Raw genomic sequence first — 18,747 nt, forward strand, 5'->3', positions numbered from 1 at the left:
ATGAACGTGCTTACCCTGCGTCACCTTGTGCAGGCTTCGGCCATGGCTGGCCTGGCTTTGCTGCCGTTGGCCGGCTGGGCTTCGCAGTGGCAGGTCAGTGTCGATGAGCAGAATGGCCTGCCTACTGTGACATACGGCGGCGGGCCGGTGATGAAAGCCAAGTTCGACTTCTGGGCGGCCAACTGGAGCTGGACCGGCTTTTACACCGATTTCAAGGTCAATGGCCCCTACCAGTACACGCTGCTGGGCAAGAACAAGGAACTGGACTTCGACCTGAAGGCGGATATCCGCAAGGAACAGGCACAAACCCTGAGCTGGGCCTTCGACCTTACCGCCCACAGCCGCCAGGCCGGGGTGATGGGCGGCGGCATGGTGTTCCAGTTCGACCCGGCGCAAATCGCCGGCGACATGGGCGCCCCGCAACTGCTGCCCGACAACCGTGGCTGGTCGTGGGGCAAGGCCGACCAGGGTCGGCGCGTCGAAATGCGCTTCGATCCGCCACTGGCCAAGGTCTATTTCGAGCGCGGCAATTCGTCCGAGCTGCGTGCGTTCCTCTACAAAGACCCGATCAACCCCGGCCGACAGCAGCTGAAGGCGGTGCTCAACGTTACCGGCGACATCGAGCTGGGCCCCACCCCCACTGAGCGTTTCGGCCTCGCCGACCCCGCCAGCTGGCCCGATGACCAGCTGGACTGGCGTACCTCGCCGGTGGACCTGTCGTTCCTCAACGCCGCGGAAAAGCCCGCCGGCAGGCGCGGTTTCGTCAAGGCGGTCGGCGAACAGCTGATGTTTGCAGACGACACCCCGGTGCGCTTCTGGGGCACCAACCTGTCTGCCTATTCGCTGTTCAAGAGCCCAGACGAGGAAATCCGCCAACAGGCCAAGCGCCTGTCGGCACTGGGCTTCAACCTGGTGCGCCTGCACCACCACGATTCGCCGTGGGTCAGCCCGAACGTGTTTGGCGACGGCACCCTGGTGCGCGATACCCAGCAGCTCAGCGCCGAATCGCTGCGCAAGCTCGACCTGTGGATCAAGGCACTCAAGGACGAAGGCATCTACATCTGGCTGGACATGCACGTGCAACGTGCGTTGACCGCCAACGACAACATTGAAGACTTCGATGAACTGCCCGAAAAGGAGGGCCGCGCAGACCTGAAGGGTTACGCCTACATGAACGACAGTATCCAGAAGGCGATGCAACGCTTCGCCGAGCAGTACCTGACCCATGTGAACCAATACACCGGCCTGGCCTACAAGGACGACCCGGCCATCGCCGCCGTGCTGATCACCAACGAAAACGACCTCACCCAGCACTACGGTAACGCCCTGATGCCGGACAAGGACGTACCGCGCCATAGCGAGCGCTACATGGCGGCAGCCAAAGCCTTCGCCAGGCAGCATGACCTGCCCGCCGACCTTACCTGGCGTGCCTGGGAGCATGGCCCGTCGAAGCTGTTCCTCAACGACCTGGAGCAACGCTTTGACGCCGACATGATCACCCACCTGCGTGGCCTGGGCGTCAAAGTGCCGATTGCCACGACCAGCACCTGGGGCGGCAACGGCCTGAGCGCACTGCCGGCGCTGACCGCAGGCGATGTAGTCGACGCCCACAGCTACGGCGCCATTGGCCAGCTTGAGAAAAACCCGTTGACCAGCGACGGCATGATCGACTGGATCGCCGCCGCCCAGGTGGTCGGCAAACCGCTCACCGTCACCGAGTGGAACGCCGAGCCGTTCCCGCTGCCCGACCGCCACTCGTTGCCGCTGTATGTAGCCGGCACCGCCAGCCACCAGGGCTGGGACGCCATGATGCAGTACGCCTACAGCCAGCAAGGGTTCAACCCGGGCTGGCGCACGGCGGACAACTGGCACGCGTACAACGACCCGGCGATGATCGCCACCCTGCCCGCGGCCGCCCTGCTCTATCGCCGGGCGGACGTCAAGCCGGCAACGACCCGCTACGTGTTCGCGCCGACGCCCGCCACCCTCTACAACCAGGAGATCACCCCGCGCAATTCGGTACTGCTGCGCACAGCCATGGAAAAGGGCCAGTTGCAGATCGCCCTGCCGCCGACACCGGAACTGCCCTGGCTGAAACCCGCTGCCATCCCGTCTGGCGCACAAGTGTTGCAGGACCCGGGGCAATCGCTGCTGGCCGCCGATGCCACGCAGGCGGTGACCGACACCGGCGAGCTCAAGCGCAACTGGCAACAAGGCATCTACACCATCGACACGCCGCTGACCCAGGCCGCCACCGGCTGGCTGGGTGGTCGCTCGATCAGCCTGGGTGCCGTACAGGTACAGACGAAAACGCCTTACGCCAGCGTCGCGGTACAGAGCCTGGACGGCAAACCCTTGGGCCAGTCGCGTGAGCTGCTGCTGTCGCTGGGCACACGTGCCATGCCCAAGGCCGATGACAAGACGCCGTTCAACGTGGAACCGCTTGAAGGCACTTTGACAATCAAGGCACCCGCCGGTCTGAAACTGTTCGCCCGCGATGCACAGGCACAATTGAAGGCATTGCCGGTGGCCTACAAGGATGGGCAGTACAGCATTACGTTCGACGGCAACTACATGTCCAACTGGCTATTCTTGAAATAGGGCATAGGGCCATCTACGCTCAGGTCACCTGTAGCTGATCATCCCACCTGCACGTTTCAGGGACGGTTCACTGCGTCTGTAAACAGCAGATTCCAGGAGGTGCGGATGAAATTTCTGGTAGTGGGTGGTGCAGGCTACATTGGCTCACACATGGTCAAGCACCTGCTCGGTGCCGGCCATGAGGTGGTGGTGGCGGACCTGGTTTCGCCTGGCTCCGGCATCCAGTGGGCCAAGCTCGACATTGCCGACGAAGCTGCCCTGGATGTGCTGTTCGGCGTCTGCCACTTCGATGCAGTGTTCCACTTTGCCTCGTTCATCCAGGTGGGCGAGTCGGTCAGCGCACCCGGCAAGTACTACCAGAACAACGTCGCCGCCACCCTCGCCTTATTGCAGGCCATGGTGAATGCCGGCATCAAGCATTTGGTGTTTTCTTCCAGTGCCGCCGTTTACGGTAACCCGCAGTACGTGCCAATCGATGAAGCGCATGCCAAAGGGCCGATCAACCCTTATGGGCTGAGCAAATGGATGGTCGAGCAGATTCTCGAGGACTTTGACCGGGCTTATGGCTTGAAGTCTGTATGCCTGCGTTACTTCAATGCCGCCGGTGCCGACCCCGATGGCCAGCTGGGTGAACGCCACGAACCGGAAACCCACCTGATCCCGCTGATCCTGCAGGCCGCTTCAGGCCGCCGCGAGGCGGTGACGGTGTTTGGCCGGGATTACGATACGCCGGATGGCACCTGTATCCGCGACTACGTGCATGTGGCCGACCTGGCGGCGGCGCATGCGTTGGCGGTGGATTATCTGTTGGCGGGGGGCGAGCGCACTGCGTTCAACCTGGGCAATGGCCTGGGCTTTTCGGTGCAGCAGGTGATCGATACAGCCAGGGCGGTGACGGGGCGGCAGATCAATGCCCTTGACGCGCCACGCCGCGCTGGCGACCCGCCACGGCTGGTGGCGGATGCGAGCAAGGCGCTGCAGGTGCTGGGCTGGCGGCCGGAGTTTGCTTCGCTGGAGCAGATTGTGCGGCATGCGTGGCAGTGGGAGTTGCAGTATCCCTGGAGCCTGCATCAGGGCTGAGATCTTTGGGGGCTGCAAAGCAGCCCCAAAATCTCGAACCTTAATAATAAGTTCGCGGCTGCTCGTCAGCCTTGTTCAGCACCGTCCCGACCAGGTTCACCGTGGCCAGGTGGTGCAGGCAGTCCTCGATTTCCTTCTTGTTGTTCATCCCGTTGGCTACCACCAGCAGCACACAATCAAACTTGGGTATCACGGTGATCGCATCGTCAGAGCTAAGCAGTGGGGGTAAATCGAAAATGCAGATGCGCGAGTCGTAACGGTTGCGTAAATCACTGATCAGGTTGTTCACCTTGGGCGACGACAGCATCTCGGTCGACATCGGCACCGGCACACGTGTCGGCAACACCACAAAGCGCGGCAACGTCGGGTTGACCAGGCATTCCTGCAACTCGGCCTTGTCCGTCAGGTACTCGTTCAGCGCCTGCTCCATGGGCAGGCCAAGGGTACTGCCGACTTTGGGCCGGCGCAGGTCAAAGTCCACCAGCAACGCAGTCTTGGTCGTGTGGTGAGCAATACTCATGGCCAGATTGATCGCCAGCACCGTCTTGCCCGCCTCAGGCGTTGGCGAGGTGATCGCCAGGGTACGCCAGCCGTTCTCCTCCATGGCCCTGAGCACCTGCGTGCGCAGCAGGTCGATGGGCCCGTTCATGTTGGAGTTCTTGTTGTACGCCACGATGCGGTGGCGCTCCAGATGGTCCGCCCGCAGCGGCACCACTTTGGTGTTCACATAATCGAACTGGCCAGGCACTTCCGCCAGCGCGGTGCCGGGGGCGGGTGACAATGCCTGGGGGGTTCCCGGGGTAACCTGGTGAAGATTATTGCCAACAGACGGCTTGGTCCTGTCCATCACTGCTTTCCCTATGCAAACCGAGATATGACTTTGAACAACAGCACATCCAGTGGCATGTAGAAGACGTGCACCAGCACTACCATGATAGCCGCCAACGCCAGTGCCGCCAGGATCAGCCAGTTACGCCACCGTTTGCGCCTGGCCACGTCGGCCCGGGTATCGATGTAGGGGATTGCCACCAGCACCCGTTTGCCCAGCAGGTTTTCCAGAGCGCCGACGCCGCGCACGCGCTGGTTGAGTATTTCCAGCAGCATCACCAGGGCGCCGCCGCCTGCCGGTGCCAGCACCAGGCCCAACGCAGCGATCTTCTTGCGATTAGGCTTGATCGGTTTTTCAGGCATCAGCGGTGGCTCCAGCAGTACAAAGCGCTCGGCCTTGTTCTCCTGCTCCAGGCTTTCGGTAATTTTCGCGCCCATTTCCTTGGCGCGGATTTCTTCATACTTCTTGCGCGCGTTATCGTGGTCACGCATCAAGGTCACCAGGCCACGCTCGACTTGCGGCGCCTCGAGGATCTCGGCCTCGTAGCCCTCCATCTTTCTGGTCAGCTCGCGCTTCTGATCGGCCAGCGAGCTGATACGTTCCTGGGCCGCGCTCATCTTGGCTCGAACGCGCGCCACGTCGAGGCTGACTGTGGACGTGGTGGCCGTGCGCCCGCCGCTGGCTTCGAGCGCCTGGATCTTGCGCTTGACCGCCACCACATCCGGGTGGGCATCCTTGTAGCGGGTCAGCAACCGGGCGTACTCGGCCTTCAGGCTTGGCAGGTCCTGAGGCTGGTCGGCACTGGCTGGCTTGCTGCCTTCGGTAGTCTTGGTGGCCAGGCCGGCATTGGCCGCAGACAACTCCAGCTCCAGGTAGCGCAGTTCTTCCTGGGCGGCCTTGTAGTCACGATCGACTTCGCGGAACTCCAGCTCCGAGCGCGAGAGCATGTTCATGCGCAGGGTCTGGTGCTCTGGCAAGGCATTGGCGTGGGCCTGTTTGAAGTCGGCCAGCTGGTTCTCCAGGCTGGCCAGTTCGGCACCCAGCTTGTTGGCCTCCTGGGTAAGAAACTCGGTGGTTTCGTTGGCCCGCTCGGTGCGCTGCTTGAGGTTTTCGTTGAGAAAAAGGGTAACCAGTTCGTCGGCCACTTCCTTGGCGACTTCCGCCTGCTTGTGTTCGAAGGACACATTGAACGCAACCGTCGCCTCGCCTCGCCCGCGCACGAACGTGGTGAGGGTTTCGACCACGATGGCATTGCGCATCTGGTCGATCTTGTCAGACTCGCTCAAGCGCTTGTCGGCGAACAGGTTGTACTTGTCGATAATGCGCAGCAGGTTCTCGCGGGTCATCACCCGCTGGCGAATCACCTCGATGCGCTCATCGGCAAAGCTGGTGGTGTTGGTCGACACCAGCTCGGGCGAAATCTGCTGTGACTCCACAAGGATGGTGCCGGTCGACTGGTAGAGCGGCGGCACCATCAACGCGACCGCCACGGTCGCGGCAAGAATGACTACGGCACTCACCCCTAACACCAGGGCCCTGTCCTTGATAATGGCGATGTAATCTCTGATGGAGAGTTCGTAGTCAGACTTCATGGGGCCACCTGCCTGAAGTTCAGATGTCGGGGTACCTGTACGTCAACGTCAAACCAACGATCGTAGCGGTTGCATCGGGCGCCTGGTCCTGTTGCCGCTCCTTGTACATCAGCGACAGACGCAGGTCCCAGTACGGTGAAAACTGGCGGCTGGCCCAGACGCTGTACGTCTGCAATGTATTAGGGCTCTGCCCTTTGCTGTCTTGCCAGGCAGCGTCAGCGCCCACCCGGTCCAGTTCGGTGACGGCGTAACTCCACACGCCACGCACCTGGTCCAGCTCGGCGAAGCCGCCTTCAGCACTGGCCACCGTGCTCCGCTCGGCGGTCAGGCTGGCAATGGCACGCGTGCCGGTGTAGAGCAACGCCACCCCACCCTCCCCGCGTCGACCGCCGTCGTCGCCAGACACCTGGTTGACGCCAATGTGGGCATCGGCGCTCAGGCCTTCGGCAAGCTGGTACTTGATGCCGACTGCCGGGGTGTAGCTGTTGGACGCGGTCGCGGTAAGGTCCTGCTCTGGCTCATAGCGTCGGGCACCGAAGCGGGTATACACATCGGCCCGCTCGCTCCAGGCATAGGTCCAGGTAAACACGTTTGCCAGTTCGTCGTACCCCGTCAGCGTACTGATGTCATAACGGGCACGGTTAAAGGTGGTTTCGTTGCTCAAGGTACTGCGCTCGGTAACCGCCTGGCTCCAGTTGCCGGTCAGGGTGTAGAGCTTTTGGGTACCGTCGGTGGTGATCACCCCGGTATCCAGCACCGTGCCCGACAGTGTCGAACTTTCGTTGTAGCGCGCCACCAGGCCGAAACGACCACGCTCGGTGGTGCGCTGCCAGCCCAGGCTGATATCAGGGTCTTCACGGTCATCGACCACATCCGTGTCGGACGAGCGCAACACATGCATGCCCAGCCCCAACCTCAATTCGTCCTGGCCGAAGGTACCGATCAGGGTGTAGTCCGGCGCGATGATCGTGCGCGTTACACCCTTTTCCCCCGATGTCAGCAACAAAGGGTTGCTGTCATATTCGACGGATGTCGGTACCACCACCGTAGACTGCCAATTTGCCGCCAGGACCGCGTCCGTGAACGGCAAGACCAAGATTGCCGTTGCAATGCTAGTTGTTCTAAGAAGAGGCATTAAATGTTCTTATTAAAGGCAAGATCAAGGAACGACCAGCGTATCGCCAGCCTGAAGTTGGATGTTGGTGGACATATCCCGCCCAGACACCAGGTCCTTATATCGCACGGGCAGGATCTTTTGGGAAGCACCGGTGCCGCGGACCACCTTGATATCGCTTTCGTCAGCAAACTTGTCCAGGCCGCCCGACATGCTCAGCGCCTGAAGCACTGCGGTAGGGCCCGCCATCTGCACGGGGCCCGGCTTGATCACTTTGCCTTGGACATAGACCAGGTTGCCGGCGATGCTCTTGACGACAACGCTGACGTTCGGGTCGGGGAGGAATTTTTCGAGTTTGGCAGCCACTTGCTTCTCAACTGCCGTTACATCCAGCCCGGCAACATTGATGCGCCCGGCCAAGGGGAAGGTAATACTGCCATCGGGTAGTACGGTGGCTTCTTGACGCAGGCTGTCTTCCTGCCACACCGAAACCATCACCACATCACCGGGGCTGAGCAGGTAAGCCGCACCGCTCTGATCGGCGTTGCCAGCACTGGACCACACGGTCAGCACGCAGAATGCGGCAATCAATGAACGCATCATGAGGGTCCCTCCGGCCAAATGGCCCGAAAAAGAGCACTGAATGAGAACAGCACACCAACTCTCGCTCTGCTTCGCGGCTTAGGCCCGCCGCGATGGCCTCGTCCTTCCTGGAGGCCCCAACCTTGACGCTTTACAGGTAGGCTGCCTTGCTCTGCAAACCAAGGCCCTTCAAGGGCTACTGGGAATATAGCAACGGTTGGGAAATTCACAAGCCATGCCCCGGGCTTGCAACAACCTCTGCCCACTCTGGAAAAAAGGCGGTCAGCCTCAGATTTTTCTTCTGTTTGCCACCAGCACAAAGCCAACAACTGCGAAGGCTAACAACCAGCCGGCGGTTGAAACAGGAATGATACTGTTTTGGTTTACATATGAATCTGCCGCACGCGCAGCGCCACTCAGCAACACCAGCAAGAACATCGATTTGATAATCAGAGTCGTGCGCATACGCCCCTCCAAAAAAACAGGAAAATCAATTAGTTATTTGCTCGGTGTGGCGGGAGTTGTTTCGCTGTTGACTTGAGCTTATGGGCACAATGACACTACGTCAATGATCCGACACCATAATAAAATTCAATGGGAGATGGGGTTATTCGTCAAAATACCGACATGCAAATTATGCAAAGAAATGCCGCTGCAAGGGAGGCTGCGTTTCACGGATGAGAATACGTGGGGGCGTTCCCCTGCCCCCTGTGGTTTTATTCGTCTGCGTGGTGAACCACGACCAGCAATTGCGCCGGCTGGGCACCTACCGAGCGTAGTCGGTGCGGTGTCTGGGCGTTGAAATGCAAGGCATCGCCCTGCTCCAGCAGCACCCGTTCGGTCATGAAATCCACCTCCACCTGGCCTGCGTGCACAAACAGGAACTCCTCGCCCAGGTGTTCCTTGAACGTGGGGTCGCTGAACTCGTTTGGCGGCTGGATCAGAAAGGGCAGCAGGCTGCGCTGCCCGACCTGGCTGGTGAGGGCTGCATAGCCCGGCCCTTGCCCATCGCCTACCAGCGCCTGACGTTCGCCATGGCGCACCAGGCTGTAGCGGCTCTGGCCGGCCTGCTCTTCAGCGAACAGCTCTTCGACATTGACGTTCAATGCCCGTGCGAGCTTTAGCGCGGCGGCAATCGAGGGTGTATTAAGGCCGCGCTCGACCTTGGACAGGTAGCTTTTGGTCATGCCGGTCTTCTCGGCCAGCATTTCCAGGGTCATTCCCAGTTTCTTACGCAGCAGTTTCAATCGGATAGACATGTGACGCGGGTTTCCCAGGCTGAGGCAGCCATGATACGCATCTGAAAGCTGACGCCAAGCCTGCAGATTGTCGCCCTGCCTCGGCAGGCACCACCTCACCCTGTGGGAGCGGGCAAGCCCGCGAAGAATACGACGCGGTGCTTGGCACCGGCTGTGCCGGTGTTCGCGGGCAAGCCCGCTCCCACAGAGTGCCTGCCCTATGGCATCACAGGCGGTACGTATTGCAGCGTCGTACCCAGCGCCCACAACAACACCAGCACCAACGGCACGTGCACCAGCAACTGCACGAACGAGAAGCCGATCAGGTCGCGCGCCTTGAGCCCCAGCACGCCCAGCAGGGGCAGCATGTAGAACGGGTTGATCAGGTTCGGCAAGGCTTCGGCAGCGTTGTAGATCTGCACCGCCCAGCCCAGGTGGTACTGCAGGTCGTTGGCCACCAGCATCACGTACGGCGCCTCGATGATCCACTTGCCACCGCCCGATGGGATGAAGAAGCCCAGCACCGCCGAATACACCCCCATCAGCACGGCATAGGTGTCATGGGTGGCAATCTGGGTGAAGAACAGCGAAATATGGTGGGCCAGGGTCTGTTCATCGACACCCTTCACCTGGGTGAGAATGGCCGCGATGGAACCGTACAGCGGGAACTGGATCAGTACTCCCGTGGTGGTCGGTACGGCGCGCGCCACTGCGTCAAGAAAGCTGCGCGGGCGCCAGTGCAGCAAGGCACCGAGCATGATGAACAGCAGGTTGTAGGTATTCAGCCCGGAGATCGCGGTAATCGCAGGCTTGGTGGCGAACTCCTGATAAAGCCAGCCAGCGGCCAGGGCCACCAGCAACAGGATCAGGATCGGGCTGTGCTCCAGCCACTCACCCGGGCGAGTGCGCTGCGGTGCAGGTGGCGCGGTGAAGCTGGGGTCGACGCCGCAGTCTTCGGCGCTACGTGCACTGTTCGGGCCTGGGGCGGTGGCATAGGCGATGAACAGCGAGACCACCACCAGCGCCGCCAACATGACGCCGGACTGCCAGAGGAAGATGGTTTCAGTGAACGGGATCACGCCAGTAATCGACAGGATCGAAGGTGGCAGGCTGGCCGGGTTGGCCTGCAGTTGCGCCGCCGACGATGACAAGCCCAGTGCCCACACTGCGCCCAGGCCCAGGTAGGCGGCCGCGCCGGCGGCGCGGTAGTCCATCTTGAGATCGGTGCGCCGCGCCAGCGCGCGTACCAGCAGGCCACCGAATACCAGCGACAGCCCCCAGTTGAGCAAGGAAGCCAGCATCGAGATCAGCGCTACCCAGCACACTGCCGAGCGACCATTGCCGGGGATGCGCGCCAGGCGATCGATCAGCCGCGCGGCGGGCGGCGAGCTGGCCACCACATAACCGCCAATGACCACGAAGGCCATCTGCATGGTGAACGGGATCAGGCTCCAGAACCCGTCACCAAAGGCCTTTGCGGTGTCGGTCGGCTTGGCTCCCATGGCCAGGGCACCGATGCACACCAGCAGCACCGCCAGTGCGGCGAACACCCAGGAGTCGGGGAACCAGCGTTCGGCCCAGTTGGAACAGCGCAAGGCAAAGCGCGCGGAACGGCTGTCTTGGATTTCAGCGGCCACAGTTGAATTCCTTTTATTGGTTTTATCGGATAAGTCAGCAAAAACACAAAACCCCTGTAGGAGCAGCCTTGTGCTGCGAAGAGGCCAGTACAGACAAACATTATGTGAATGCCTGCACTGGCCCCTTCGCAGCACAAGGCTGCTCCTACAGGGGAATGTATGAAGCCCGTTGAATCAGAAGGTCATTTCCTTCACATCATCCGGCACGATCAGCTTGCCGGCGGTTTTCGCGATGATCTCTTCAACGCTTACCCCCGGCGCGGTTTCGCGCAGGATGAACGCGCCGTCTTCGATTTCCAGGTAGGCCAGGTCGGTCAGCACCTTGCGGATGCAGCCGGCGCCGGTCAGCGGCAGGCTGCATTGCGCAAGCAACTTGGACTCCCCGTCCTTGGAAGCGTGGGTCATGGTGACGATGATGTTCTCGGCGCCAGCCACAAGGTCCATGGCACCACCCATGCCTTTGACCAGCTTGCCGGGGATCATCCACGAGGCGATGTTGCCTTGTACGTCCACTTCAAAGGCACCCAGCACGGTCAGGTCGACGTGGCCACCACGGATCATGGCGAACGATTGTGCCGAATCGAAAATCGAGGCGCCGCGGCGGGCGGTGACGGTTTGCTTGCCGGCGTTGATCATGTCGGCATCGAGGGTACTTTCGGTCGGAAACTCGCCCATGCCGAGCAGGCCGTTTTCCGATTGCAGCATCACATCCATATCTGCGGGTACGTAGTTGGCCACCAGGGTCGGAATGCCGATGCCCAGGTTGACGTAGTAGCCGTCTTTCAGTTCACGTGCGACGCGTTGCGCCATCTGTTCGCGGGTCAGTGCCATGGTCAGGGTCTCTTTGTTGTTCTGGTGGATGGCGCTCAGGCCTTGACGGTGCGCTTTTCGATACGCTTCTCGAAGGTGCCGACGATGACACGGTCCACGTAGATGCCCGGGGTGTGGATTTCGCTCGGCAACAGCACGCCGGGTTCGACGATCTCTTCCACTTCGACCACGGTGATCTTGCCGGCGGTGGCAGCCAGCGGGTTGAAGTTTTGCGCGGTGTTGCGGTAGACCACGTTGCCGTAGTGGTCGGCCTTCCAGCCCTTGACGATGGCGAAGTCACCGGTAATGGATTCTTCAAGGATGTACTTGCGGCCCTTGAACTCGCGCACTTCCTTGCCCTCGGCAACCGGGGTGCCGTAACCGGTGGCGGTGAAGAACGCCGGGATTCCGGCACCGCCGGCGCGCATCTTCTCGGCCAGGGTGCCCTGCGGGGTCAGCTCCACGTCCAGCTCACCGCTGAGCAGTTGGCGTTCGAATTCGGCGTTTTCTCCCACATAGGACGCGATCATCTTGCGAATCTGCCGGTCTTCCAGCAACACGCCGAGGCCGAAGCCGTCGACGCCGCAGTTGTTCGAGACTACGGTCAAGCCCTTGACGCCACGTCGCTTGATTTCGCTGATGAGGTTTTCCGGGATGCCGCACAGGCCGAAACCACCGGCCAGCACTGTCATGTTGTCGGTCAGGCCTTCGAGGGCCTGTTCGTAGGTTGCAACGCGCTTGTCCAGTCCGGCCATGCTGATCCGCCTTTTGTAGTTGTAGAACCGACGAGGCTGTCGGTGAGCGTGTGCAGACATCTTCACCGCACGCGACTGATTTGTTAATTTTGTTTTCGTCATCGATTGATAACTTTTACAAAACAAACAATAGGCCTGTCATGAACGTCAAGCAACTGCGTGCCTTTGTCGCCGTGGCCAAGTACCAGAGCTTCGCCCAGGCCGGTGAGCACCTGCATATATCGCAGCCCGCCCTGAGCCTGACCATCAAGGCCCTGGAAGAAAACCTCGGCGGCGCCCTGCTCAGCCGCACCACGCGCAGCGTCAGCCTGACCGCCGAGGGCGAAGTGTTGCTGCCGCTGGCACGGCGCCTACTGGCAGACTGGGACGACACTGAAGAGATGCTGCGCCAACGTTTCACCCTGCAACTGGGCCGGGTATCGGTGGCGGCCATGCCAGCCTTTGCCGGCAACCTCCTGCCCCACTCGCTCAAGGTATTTCGCCAGCGCTACCCCAAGGTCAACGTCACGGTGCATGACGTGATCAACGAACAGGTGCTGGAACTGGTACGCCATCGCCGCGTCGAACTGGGCATCGGCTTCGAGCCGGACAACATCGACGGGCTGGATTTTCACCCGTTGTACCTGGACCGCTTCGTCGCAGTGGTACCGGCCGACTCGCCCCTGGCGTTGCTGCCCCAGGTCAGCTGGGCAAAGCTGATGGCCGAAGACTTCGTGGCCCTGCAACGCCCTTCGGCGGTGCGCCTGCTGATGGAGCAGAATGTGGCCGCCCACCACGGCAAACTGGCCGTGGCATTCGAGAGCCACCAGTTGGCAACCATTGGCCGCATGGTCGCCAGCGGCCTGGGGGTCAGTGCCGTACCGGCGCTGTGCATCAACCAGATGCAGGAGCTCGGCGCCCGCTGCATTACCTTGGTGGAGCCCACCGTCGAGCGGCGCATCGGCGTGATTGCCCTCAGTGAACACAAGCTTTCCACCGCAGCGCAAGCGCTGCTTGAGGTTCTGCTTTCCAATACACGGATCCCGGAGGTGACATGCGTTACGTGAAACTGGCAGGTTCGAGCGTTCCGGCCATTGGCCAGGGCACTTGGTACATGGGTGAGGACCCCGGCCGCAAGGCTGCCGAAGTGGCGGCCCTGCAACAGGGTATCGAGTTGGGCCTGACCCTGATCGACACCGCCGAGATGTATGCCGAAGGCGGCGCGGAAGAAGTGGTTGGCCAGGCCATTGCCGGGCGCCGCGGCCAGGTGTTCCTGGTCAGCAAGGTGTACCCGCACAATGCCAGCCGACGCGGCATGGCGGCCGCCTGCGAGCGCAGCCTCGCCCGCCTGGGTACCGACTGCATCGACCTGTACCTGCTGCATTGGCGTGGCCAGCACCCGTTGGAAGAAACCGTCGAAGCCTTCGAGCGTTTGCGCGAGCAAGGCAAGATCAGGCGCTGGGGCGTGTCCAACTTCGACGTCGACGACCTGCGCGAACTGCACAACCCTGAATGCGCCACCAACCAGGTGCTGTACAACCCGGCGCAGCGTGGCATCGAATTCGACTTGCTGCCTTGGTGCGGAAAGCGCGCGCTGCCGACCATGGCCTACTGCCCGCTGGCCCAGGCCGGGCGCTTGCTGCAGCATCCTGTGCTGGCAGAAATTGCCGAGCGCCATGGCGCCACGCCGGCCCAGGTCAGCCTGGCCTGGGTGACCCGCAGTGATGGGGTGATCGCCATCCCCAAGGCCGTGGCGCCCGAGCATGTTCGGCTGAATGCAGCCGCAGGTGCGCTGACCTTGAACAGCGAGGACCTTCGGGCAATCGACCGGGCGTTCCCGGCACCGACGCGCAAGCAGCGGTTGGCGATCGTCTAACTACTCACGCGGTACTTGTAGGAGCGGCCTTGCGCCGCGAAAGGGCCGCAAGGCGGCCCCAGCAATGGATGCGGCGAAGCTGAAACCCTGGGGCCGCTGTGCGGCCCTTTCGCGGCGCAAGGCCGCTCCTACAGGGGGCCGTGTTGATGCGCAACTCAGTGGAAATCCCGGCTGCGCACATCCAGCCCTTGCAGCAACGGGCTCACATCTTCCAGCCGCCGTGCAATCAGGTGCCGCACGCCGTTCTCCTGCTCCAGCCGCCCACTGACCTTGAGCAGCTGCGACCCCACCAACGCCCGCCGCTGCCGTTCGGCAATGTCCCGCCACACCACCACATTGACCATCCCGTGCTCGTCTTCCAGGGTGACGAAGGTCACTCCGCTGGCGGTCTGGGGCCGTTGCCGCCCCACCACCAACCCGGCCACGGCAATGTTGTCGCCATGCTCCACACCCTGCAATTCGCTGGAGCTGCGACACCCCAGCGCCCTCAGGCGTGAGCGCAACAGTGCCAGCGGATGCGGCCCCAGCGTGGTACCCAGGGCCTGGTAATCGACCATCAGGTCTTCACCTACGGTAGGCACAGGCAATTCCACTGGCGTTTCAGGCACCGGTTGCACCTCGGCAAACAGGGGCAGCTGCGGCTGAACCGCCGCCACCTGCCAGCGTGCCTGGTGCCGGTCACTGGCCAGGGCACGCAGCGCCCCGCCATCGGCCAGGCGGGCTCGGGCCCTTGAATCGAGCCCTGCACGCAGGCACAGGTCTTCGACATCGCGCCATGGCCGTTGCGCCCTCGCCTGCTCCAGGTGCCTGGCATCGGCCTCGGCCAAACCGCGCACCAGGCGCAAGCCCATGCGAATAGCCAATGTGCCTTCAGCATCAGGCTCAAGGGTGCAGTCCCACTCGCTGTGGCAGACATCAACCGGGCGCACCTCGATACCCTGGCGCCGGGCCTCTTGCAACAACTGGTCAGGGCTGTAGAAGCCCATGGGCCAGCTGTTGACCAGCGCGCAAGTGAAAATCGCCGGCTCATGGCACTTCAGCCAGCTGCTGGCATAACACAGCAAGGCGAAGCTGGCCGCGTGCGATTCCGGGAAGCCATAGCTGCCAAAACCCTTGATCTGCTCGAAGATGCGCTCAGCAAACGCCAGGTCGTAACCATTGCGCAGCATGCCTTGCACCAGCCGCTCACGGTGCGGTTCCAGGCCACCGTGGCGCTTCCAGGCCGCCATGTTACGACGTAGCTGGTCGGCCTCGCCCGGCGTGTAATCGGCGGCAACCATGGCCAGCTCCATCACCTGCTCCTGGAACAGCGGCACGCCCAAGGTACGCTCGAAGACCTCCTTGAGCTGCGGCGATGGGTAGGTTACCGGTTCCTGCTTCAGGCGCCGGCGCAGGTACGGGTGCACCATGTCACCCTGGATCGGCCCGGGGCGGACAATCGCCACCTCGATGACCAGGTCATAGAACGTGTTGGGCCGCAGCCGGGGCAGCATGGCCATCTGCGCCCGCGACTCGATCTGGAATACCCCCATGGTCTCGGCGCGGCTGATCATGGCGTAGGTGGCCGGGTCTTCGCCAGGAATGGTAGCCAGGGTCAGTTGTTGGCCGCGATGGCGTTGCAGCAGGTCGAAGCAGCGGCGCAAGGCACTGAGCATGCCCAGCGCCAGCACGTCGACCTTTAGCAGGCCGACCATGTCCAGGTCGTCCTTGTCCCACTGGATCACCGTGCGCTCCGCCATCGCGGCATTTTCCACCGGCACCAGCTGGTCGAGTGGCTGCTGGGAGATGACAAAGCCGCCTGGGTGCTGCGACAGGTGCCGGGGGAAGCCGATCAGCTCGCCAGCCAGCACCAGCACCCGCCGCAGTGAAGGGCTGCCGGCCTCAAAGCCGGCCTCGGCCAGGCGCTGGTCATCGGGAATGCGGTCGCTCCAGCGACCACAGCACTTGGCCAGGGCATCCACCTGGTCTGCCGGCAAACCCAATACCCGCGCTACATCGCGCACCGCACCCGCGGCATGGTAGGTGTTGACCACCGCCGTCAGCGCAGCACGGTGTCGGCCATAACGGCGAAACACATACTGGATCACTTCTTCGCGCCGGTCGTGCTCGAAGTCCACGTCGATATCAGGCGGCTCGTTGCGTTCGCGCGACAGGAAGCGCTCGAACAGCAGGCGATGCTGCATGGGGTCGAGCTCGGTAATGCCCAGCACGAAACACACCACCGAGTTGGCGGCCGAACCGCGGCCCTGACACAAGATGCCTTGGCTGCGGGCGAAGGCGACGATGTCGTGCACGGTCAGGAAGTAACTTTCGTAACCAAGTTCCTCGATCAGCGCCAACTCCGTGGCCAGCACATCACGCACCTTGTCACTCGGCCCGCCTGGCCAGCGTAGCGGCAAGCCTTGCTCGCACAGTTCACGCAACCAGCTTGCCGGGGTATGGCCCTGGGGCACCAGTTCGCGCGGGTACTGGTATTTCAACTCGCTCAGGTCAAATTGGCAGCGCTCGGCAATGGCCATGGTCTCGGCCAGCAGGTCGGCAGGATAGAGTTCGCCCAACTGTGCCTGGCTGCGCAGGTGCCGCTCGCCATTGGCAAACAGGAAGCGCCCAGCCTCATCCACCCGGCAATGCTGGCGGATGGCGGTCATGCAGTCCTGCAAGGCACGGCGGCCGCGCACATGCATGTGCACATCGCCACAGGCCACGGCGCGGATACCCACTTCAGCCGCCAGGCCTCGCAAGCCTTGCAGGCGCAGGGCATCGTCACTGCCTCGATGCAGGTGCACGGCCAGCCACAGCCGTTCGCCGAACACGCTGCGTAACCACTCACCCGTGGCAGTGTCGGCGCAGTCATCGGCCACCCACAGCGCCAGCAGGCCTTGATGGTGTTGTTGCAGGTCGTCGCGAAACAGCTGGTAATCGCCCTTTTGCGCCCGCCGGCGAGCCCGCGTGATCAGCGCGCACAAACTCTGGTAACCGGCCAGGTTCTCTACCAGCAGCACCAGCTTGGGGCCGCCCTGCAGAAGCACCTCGCTGCCCACGATCAGCCGCAGCTGATGCGCCTTGGCAGCCTGCCAGGCCCGAACGATGCCAGCTAAGGTGCACTCGTCAGTGATCGCCAGGGCCTGGTAGCCCTGTTCACCCGCGCGCCGGAACAGCTCGTCAGCGCTCGACGCCCCGCGCTGGAAGCTGAAGTTGGACAGGCAATGCAGCTCGGCATAACCCTGCTTGCTCATGCGAACCACCCCTGCAGCCACAGCGGGCCGGCCTGACCCAGGTCGCGGTAGGCCCAGCCGCGCAGGCCATCACGGGTTTCGATGCGGTAGTAGTCGCGGCGCACGTCGCCGCCATCCCACCAGCCCGACTCGATGCGTTCGGCCTGGCCCTGTACCTGGTAGCTGGCGGCGTCCAGCGCCATCGGGGCTGGCAGTAGCCAGCCCGGGCGAGTGCCTGGGGCAACCGGCATGCTGCCTTGGGCGCCTTGCTCGGTCAGCTGCCAGGCGCATTCGGGGCGGTGATCGGCAGCCGCGCTCAGCCCCTTCACGGCCTCATCCCCCAGGCGGGCGCGCAGCCGCTCGCGCAATTGTTCCCAGGGTTGCGCCTGCTGCGCACGAGGGTCAAACAACGCCTGGTGCTGGGGCACGAAGGTAGGCAGGTCCTCGGCAACCAGCCGCACGTTGCGCACGGGTGCGGGAATGCGCAACGGCTCCAGGCGCCCACGGGTCAGTTCGAACAGCATGGCGGCATCGCGTTCGGCAGCCAGCAGGCCTACCGTAAGCAGGGTGTCCGGCCCTTCGGCATGTTCCAGGTGCAGGCAAAAGCGCTGCACGCCACAGTCGCGCCCGGCGAGGAATGCGGCAAGGTCGTTGAGCATGCGCCGCAGCGGGAACAACAGCGCCTGGTGCGACTCGACATCGAAGTTCAGCTCCAGCCGGGTTTCGAAACGGTCCGGTGGCTGGTAGAAGTCCAGCCCCATATTGCGCAGGCCAAGCAGCTGGTCGAGGTGCAATTGCACCTGGGGCGCAAAGCGCCTGGCCAATGTATCGCGCGGCAAGGACAGTACCTGGCCCAGCTGGCGCAGGCCCATGCGGGCAAAGGCTTCGGCGGCGTCTGTCGGCAAGCCGATGCGGGTGATGGGCATGCCTAGCAGAGCCGCACGGGTGGCGTCGGCATCGCCCACGGCCAAGCCATCATGAGCATTGGCAAGCATGCGCGCCGCTACCGGGTTGCTGGCCAGGACGATGCGTTGGCGCAGGCCCAAATCTGCCAGCTCCTGGCGCAGACGTGCCTCGAACAAGGGCCAGGGGCCGAACAGTTGCAGGCTGGAGCCTACTTCCAGGAGCAACGCCCGCGGGTAATGCAGGCTGACCTGGGCACTGAAGCGATAGGCCCAGGCCGCCAGCAATTGCTGCACATGCTCGATACGCCTGGGGTCGGCTTCGACGCAGGTGAAACCCTCCGCCAGGGCACGTGCCGCCGTCAGGGTCTGCCCTGCCCTCAACCCGAGTGCGGCCGCTGCCGGGCTGACCGCTTGCAATACCCGGCGCTGGGTAGGCCCGCCAAGCAGCACCAAGGGAGTGTCGGGGTCGTCACGCTCACGCAGGACCGTGTCCAGCGCCAGCTGCGGGAGCAGGATGCAGGCCCAGAGCATGGT

15 protein-coding genes are annotated in these 18,747 nt (G+C 62.7%); 4 read left to right on the forward strand and 11 right to left on the reverse strand.

The genetic code is table 11. From position 1 onward, the window contains the following. Positions 1-2,601, forward strand: coding sequence for a cellulase family glycosylhydrolase (locus tag SB765_RS02035; protein ID WP_410911721.1), 2,601 nt, complete (start codon positions 1-3; stop codon positions 2,599-2,601). 105 nt (positions 2,602-2,706) lie between these two features. Next, the gene (gene galE, locus SB765_RS02040) at positions 2,707-3,681 is read left to right on the forward strand and encodes a UDP-glucose 4-epimerase GalE (RefSeq protein ID WP_410911723.1); all 975 of its coding nucleotides are present in this window, start codon (positions 2,707-2,709) and stop codon (positions 3,679-3,681) included. 40 nt (positions 3,682-3,721) lie between these two features. On the opposite strand, the gene SB765_RS02045 is transcribed toward galE, so the two are convergent. The 9 genes from SB765_RS02045 to SB765_RS02085 all read right to left on the reverse strand — a co-directional run bounded on the left by SB765_RS02045 (position 3,722) and on the right by SB765_RS02085 (position 12,238). After that, positions 3,722-4,528, reverse strand: coding sequence for a CpsD/CapB family tyrosine-protein kinase (locus SB765_RS02045; RefSeq protein WP_016499574.1), 807 nt, complete (start codon positions 4,526-4,528; stop codon positions 3,722-3,724). An 11-nt stretch (positions 4,529-4,539) separates the two neighbouring features. Beyond that, positions 4,540-6,102, reverse strand: a complete 1,563-nt coding sequence (locus SB765_RS02050; RefSeq protein ID WP_410911725.1) for a GumC family protein — start codon at positions 6,100-6,102, stop codon at positions 4,540-4,542. 19 nt (positions 6,103-6,121) lie between these two features. Further along, on the reverse strand, positions 6,122-7,237 hold the full coding sequence (locus SB765_RS02055) for a hypothetical protein (RefSeq protein ID WP_341798816.1): 1,116 nt from the start codon (positions 7,235-7,237) through the stop codon (positions 6,122-6,124). 24 nt (positions 7,238-7,261) lie between these two features. Beyond that, positions 7,262-7,819, reverse strand: coding sequence for a polysaccharide biosynthesis/export family protein (locus SB765_RS02060; protein WP_016499571.1), 558 nt, complete (start codon positions 7,817-7,819; stop codon positions 7,262-7,264). A 267-nt stretch (positions 7,820-8,086) separates the two neighbouring features. Next, on the reverse strand, positions 8,087-8,263 hold the full coding sequence (gene eppA / locus SB765_RS02065) for an EPS-associated small membrane protein EppA (protein WP_016487266.1): 177 nt from the start codon (positions 8,261-8,263) through the stop codon (positions 8,087-8,089). Between the two features lie 251 nt (positions 8,264-8,514). Continuing rightward, on the reverse strand, positions 8,515-9,057 hold the full coding sequence (locus tag SB765_RS02070) for a helix-turn-helix domain-containing protein (protein WP_410911729.1): 543 nt from the start codon (positions 9,055-9,057) through the stop codon (positions 8,515-8,517). A 197-nt stretch (positions 9,058-9,254) separates the two neighbouring features. Further along, positions 9,255-10,673: a short-chain fatty acid transporter gene (locus tag SB765_RS02075; RefSeq protein WP_016499569.1), complete on the reverse strand. Its 1,419-nt coding sequence runs from the start codon at positions 10,671-10,673 to the stop codon at positions 9,255-9,257. A 174-nt stretch (positions 10,674-10,847) separates the two neighbouring features. Further along, a complete protein-coding gene (locus SB765_RS02080; protein WP_016499568.1) occupies positions 10,848-11,504 on the reverse strand; it encodes a CoA transferase subunit B in 657 nt (218 codons plus the stop codon). A gap of 35 nt (positions 11,505-11,539) precedes the next feature. Next, the gene (locus SB765_RS02085; RefSeq protein WP_016499567.1) at positions 11,540-12,238 is read right to left on the reverse strand and encodes a CoA transferase subunit A; all 699 of its coding nucleotides are present in this window, start codon (positions 12,236-12,238) and stop codon (positions 11,540-11,542) included. Positions 12,239-12,378: 140 nt separating this feature from the next. Between SB765_RS02085 and SB765_RS02090 the strand changes: the two genes are divergently transcribed. Together SB765_RS02090 and SB765_RS02095 are read left to right on the forward strand one after the other, a co-directional pair. Beyond that, positions 12,379-13,284 (forward strand): LysR family transcriptional regulator, encoded by a 906-nt coding sequence (locus SB765_RS02090; protein WP_410911731.1) that lies wholly within the window; start codon positions 12,379-12,381, stop codon positions 13,282-13,284. Continuing rightward, entirely contained in the window at positions 13,272-14,093 is an 822-nt protein-coding gene (locus SB765_RS02095) for an aldo/keto reductase (protein WP_410911733.1), read from the forward strand. Before SB765_RS02090 ends, SB765_RS02095 begins: the two co-directional genes overlap by 13 nt. Positions 14,094-14,248: 155 nt before the next feature. On the opposite strand, the gene SB765_RS02100 is transcribed toward SB765_RS02095, so the two are convergent. Continuing rightward, on the reverse strand, positions 14,249-17,329 hold the full coding sequence (locus SB765_RS02100) for an error-prone DNA polymerase (protein WP_410911735.1): 3,081 nt from the start codon (positions 17,327-17,329) through the stop codon (positions 14,249-14,251). Then, entirely contained in the window at positions 17,326-18,744 is a 1,419-nt protein-coding gene (locus tag SB765_RS02105; RefSeq protein ID WP_410911737.1) for a Y-family DNA polymerase, read from the reverse strand. Before SB765_RS02105 ends, SB765_RS02100 begins: the two co-directional genes overlap by 4 nt. Between the last annotated feature and the right edge of the window lie 3 nt (positions 18,745-18,747).

Source organism: Pseudomonas sp. SIMBA_067, from assembly GCF_046534675.1.
Lineage (GTDB): Bacteria > Pseudomonadota > Gammaproteobacteria > Pseudomonadales > Pseudomonadaceae > Aquipseudomonas > Aquipseudomonas putida.

What these genes read in the sequence shown, in the direction of transcription:
- SB765_RS02035 (WP_410911721.1), top strand. Translation starts at nt 1, where the DNA reads ATGAACGTGCTTACCCTGCGTCACCTTGTGCAGGCTTCGGCCATGGCT.
- galE (WP_410911723.1), top strand. Translation starts at nt 2,707, where the DNA reads ATGAAATTTCTGGTAGTGGGTGGTGCAGGCTACATTGGCTCACACATG.
- SB765_RS02045 (WP_016499574.1), bottom strand. Translation starts at nt 4,528, where the DNA reads ATGGACAGGACCAAGCCGTCTGTTGGCAATAATCTTCACCAGGTTACC.
- SB765_RS02050 (WP_410911725.1), bottom strand. Translation starts at nt 6,102, where the DNA reads ATGAAGTCTGACTACGAACTCTCCATCAGAGATTACATCGCCATTATC.
- SB765_RS02055 (WP_341798816.1), bottom strand. Translation starts at nt 7,237, where the DNA reads ATGCCTCTTCTTAGAACAACTAGCATTGCAACGGCAATCTTGGTCTTG.
- SB765_RS02060 (WP_016499571.1), bottom strand. Translation starts at nt 7,819, where the DNA reads ATGATGCGTTCATTGATTGCCGCATTCTGCGTGCTGACCGTGTGGTCC.
- eppA (WP_016487266.1), bottom strand. Translation starts at nt 8,263, where the DNA reads ATGCGCACGACTCTGATTATCAAATCGATGTTCTTGCTGGTGTTGCTG.
- SB765_RS02070 (WP_410911729.1), bottom strand. Translation starts at nt 9,057, where the DNA reads ATGTCTATCCGATTGAAACTGCTGCGTAAGAAACTGGGAATGACCCTG.
- SB765_RS02080 (WP_016499568.1), bottom strand. Translation starts at nt 11,504, where the DNA reads ATGGCACTGACCCGCGAACAGATGGCGCAACGCGTCGCACGTGAACTG.
- SB765_RS02085 (WP_016499567.1), bottom strand. Translation starts at nt 12,238, where the DNA reads ATGGCCGGACTGGACAAGCGCGTTGCAACCTACGAACAGGCCCTCGAA.
- SB765_RS02090 (WP_410911731.1), top strand. Translation starts at nt 12,379, where the DNA reads ATGAACGTCAAGCAACTGCGTGCCTTTGTCGCCGTGGCCAAGTACCAG.
- SB765_RS02095 (WP_410911733.1), top strand. Translation starts at nt 13,272, where the DNA reads ATGCGTTACGTGAAACTGGCAGGTTCGAGCGTTCCGGCCATTGGCCAG.
- SB765_RS02100 (WP_410911735.1), bottom strand. Translation starts at nt 17,329, where the DNA reads ATGAGCAAGCAGGGTTATGCCGAGCTGCATTGCCTGTCCAACTTCAGC.
- SB765_RS02105 (WP_410911737.1), bottom strand. Translation starts at nt 18,744, where the DNA reads ATGCTCTGGGCCTGCATCCTGCTCCCGCAGCTGGCGCTGGACACGGTC.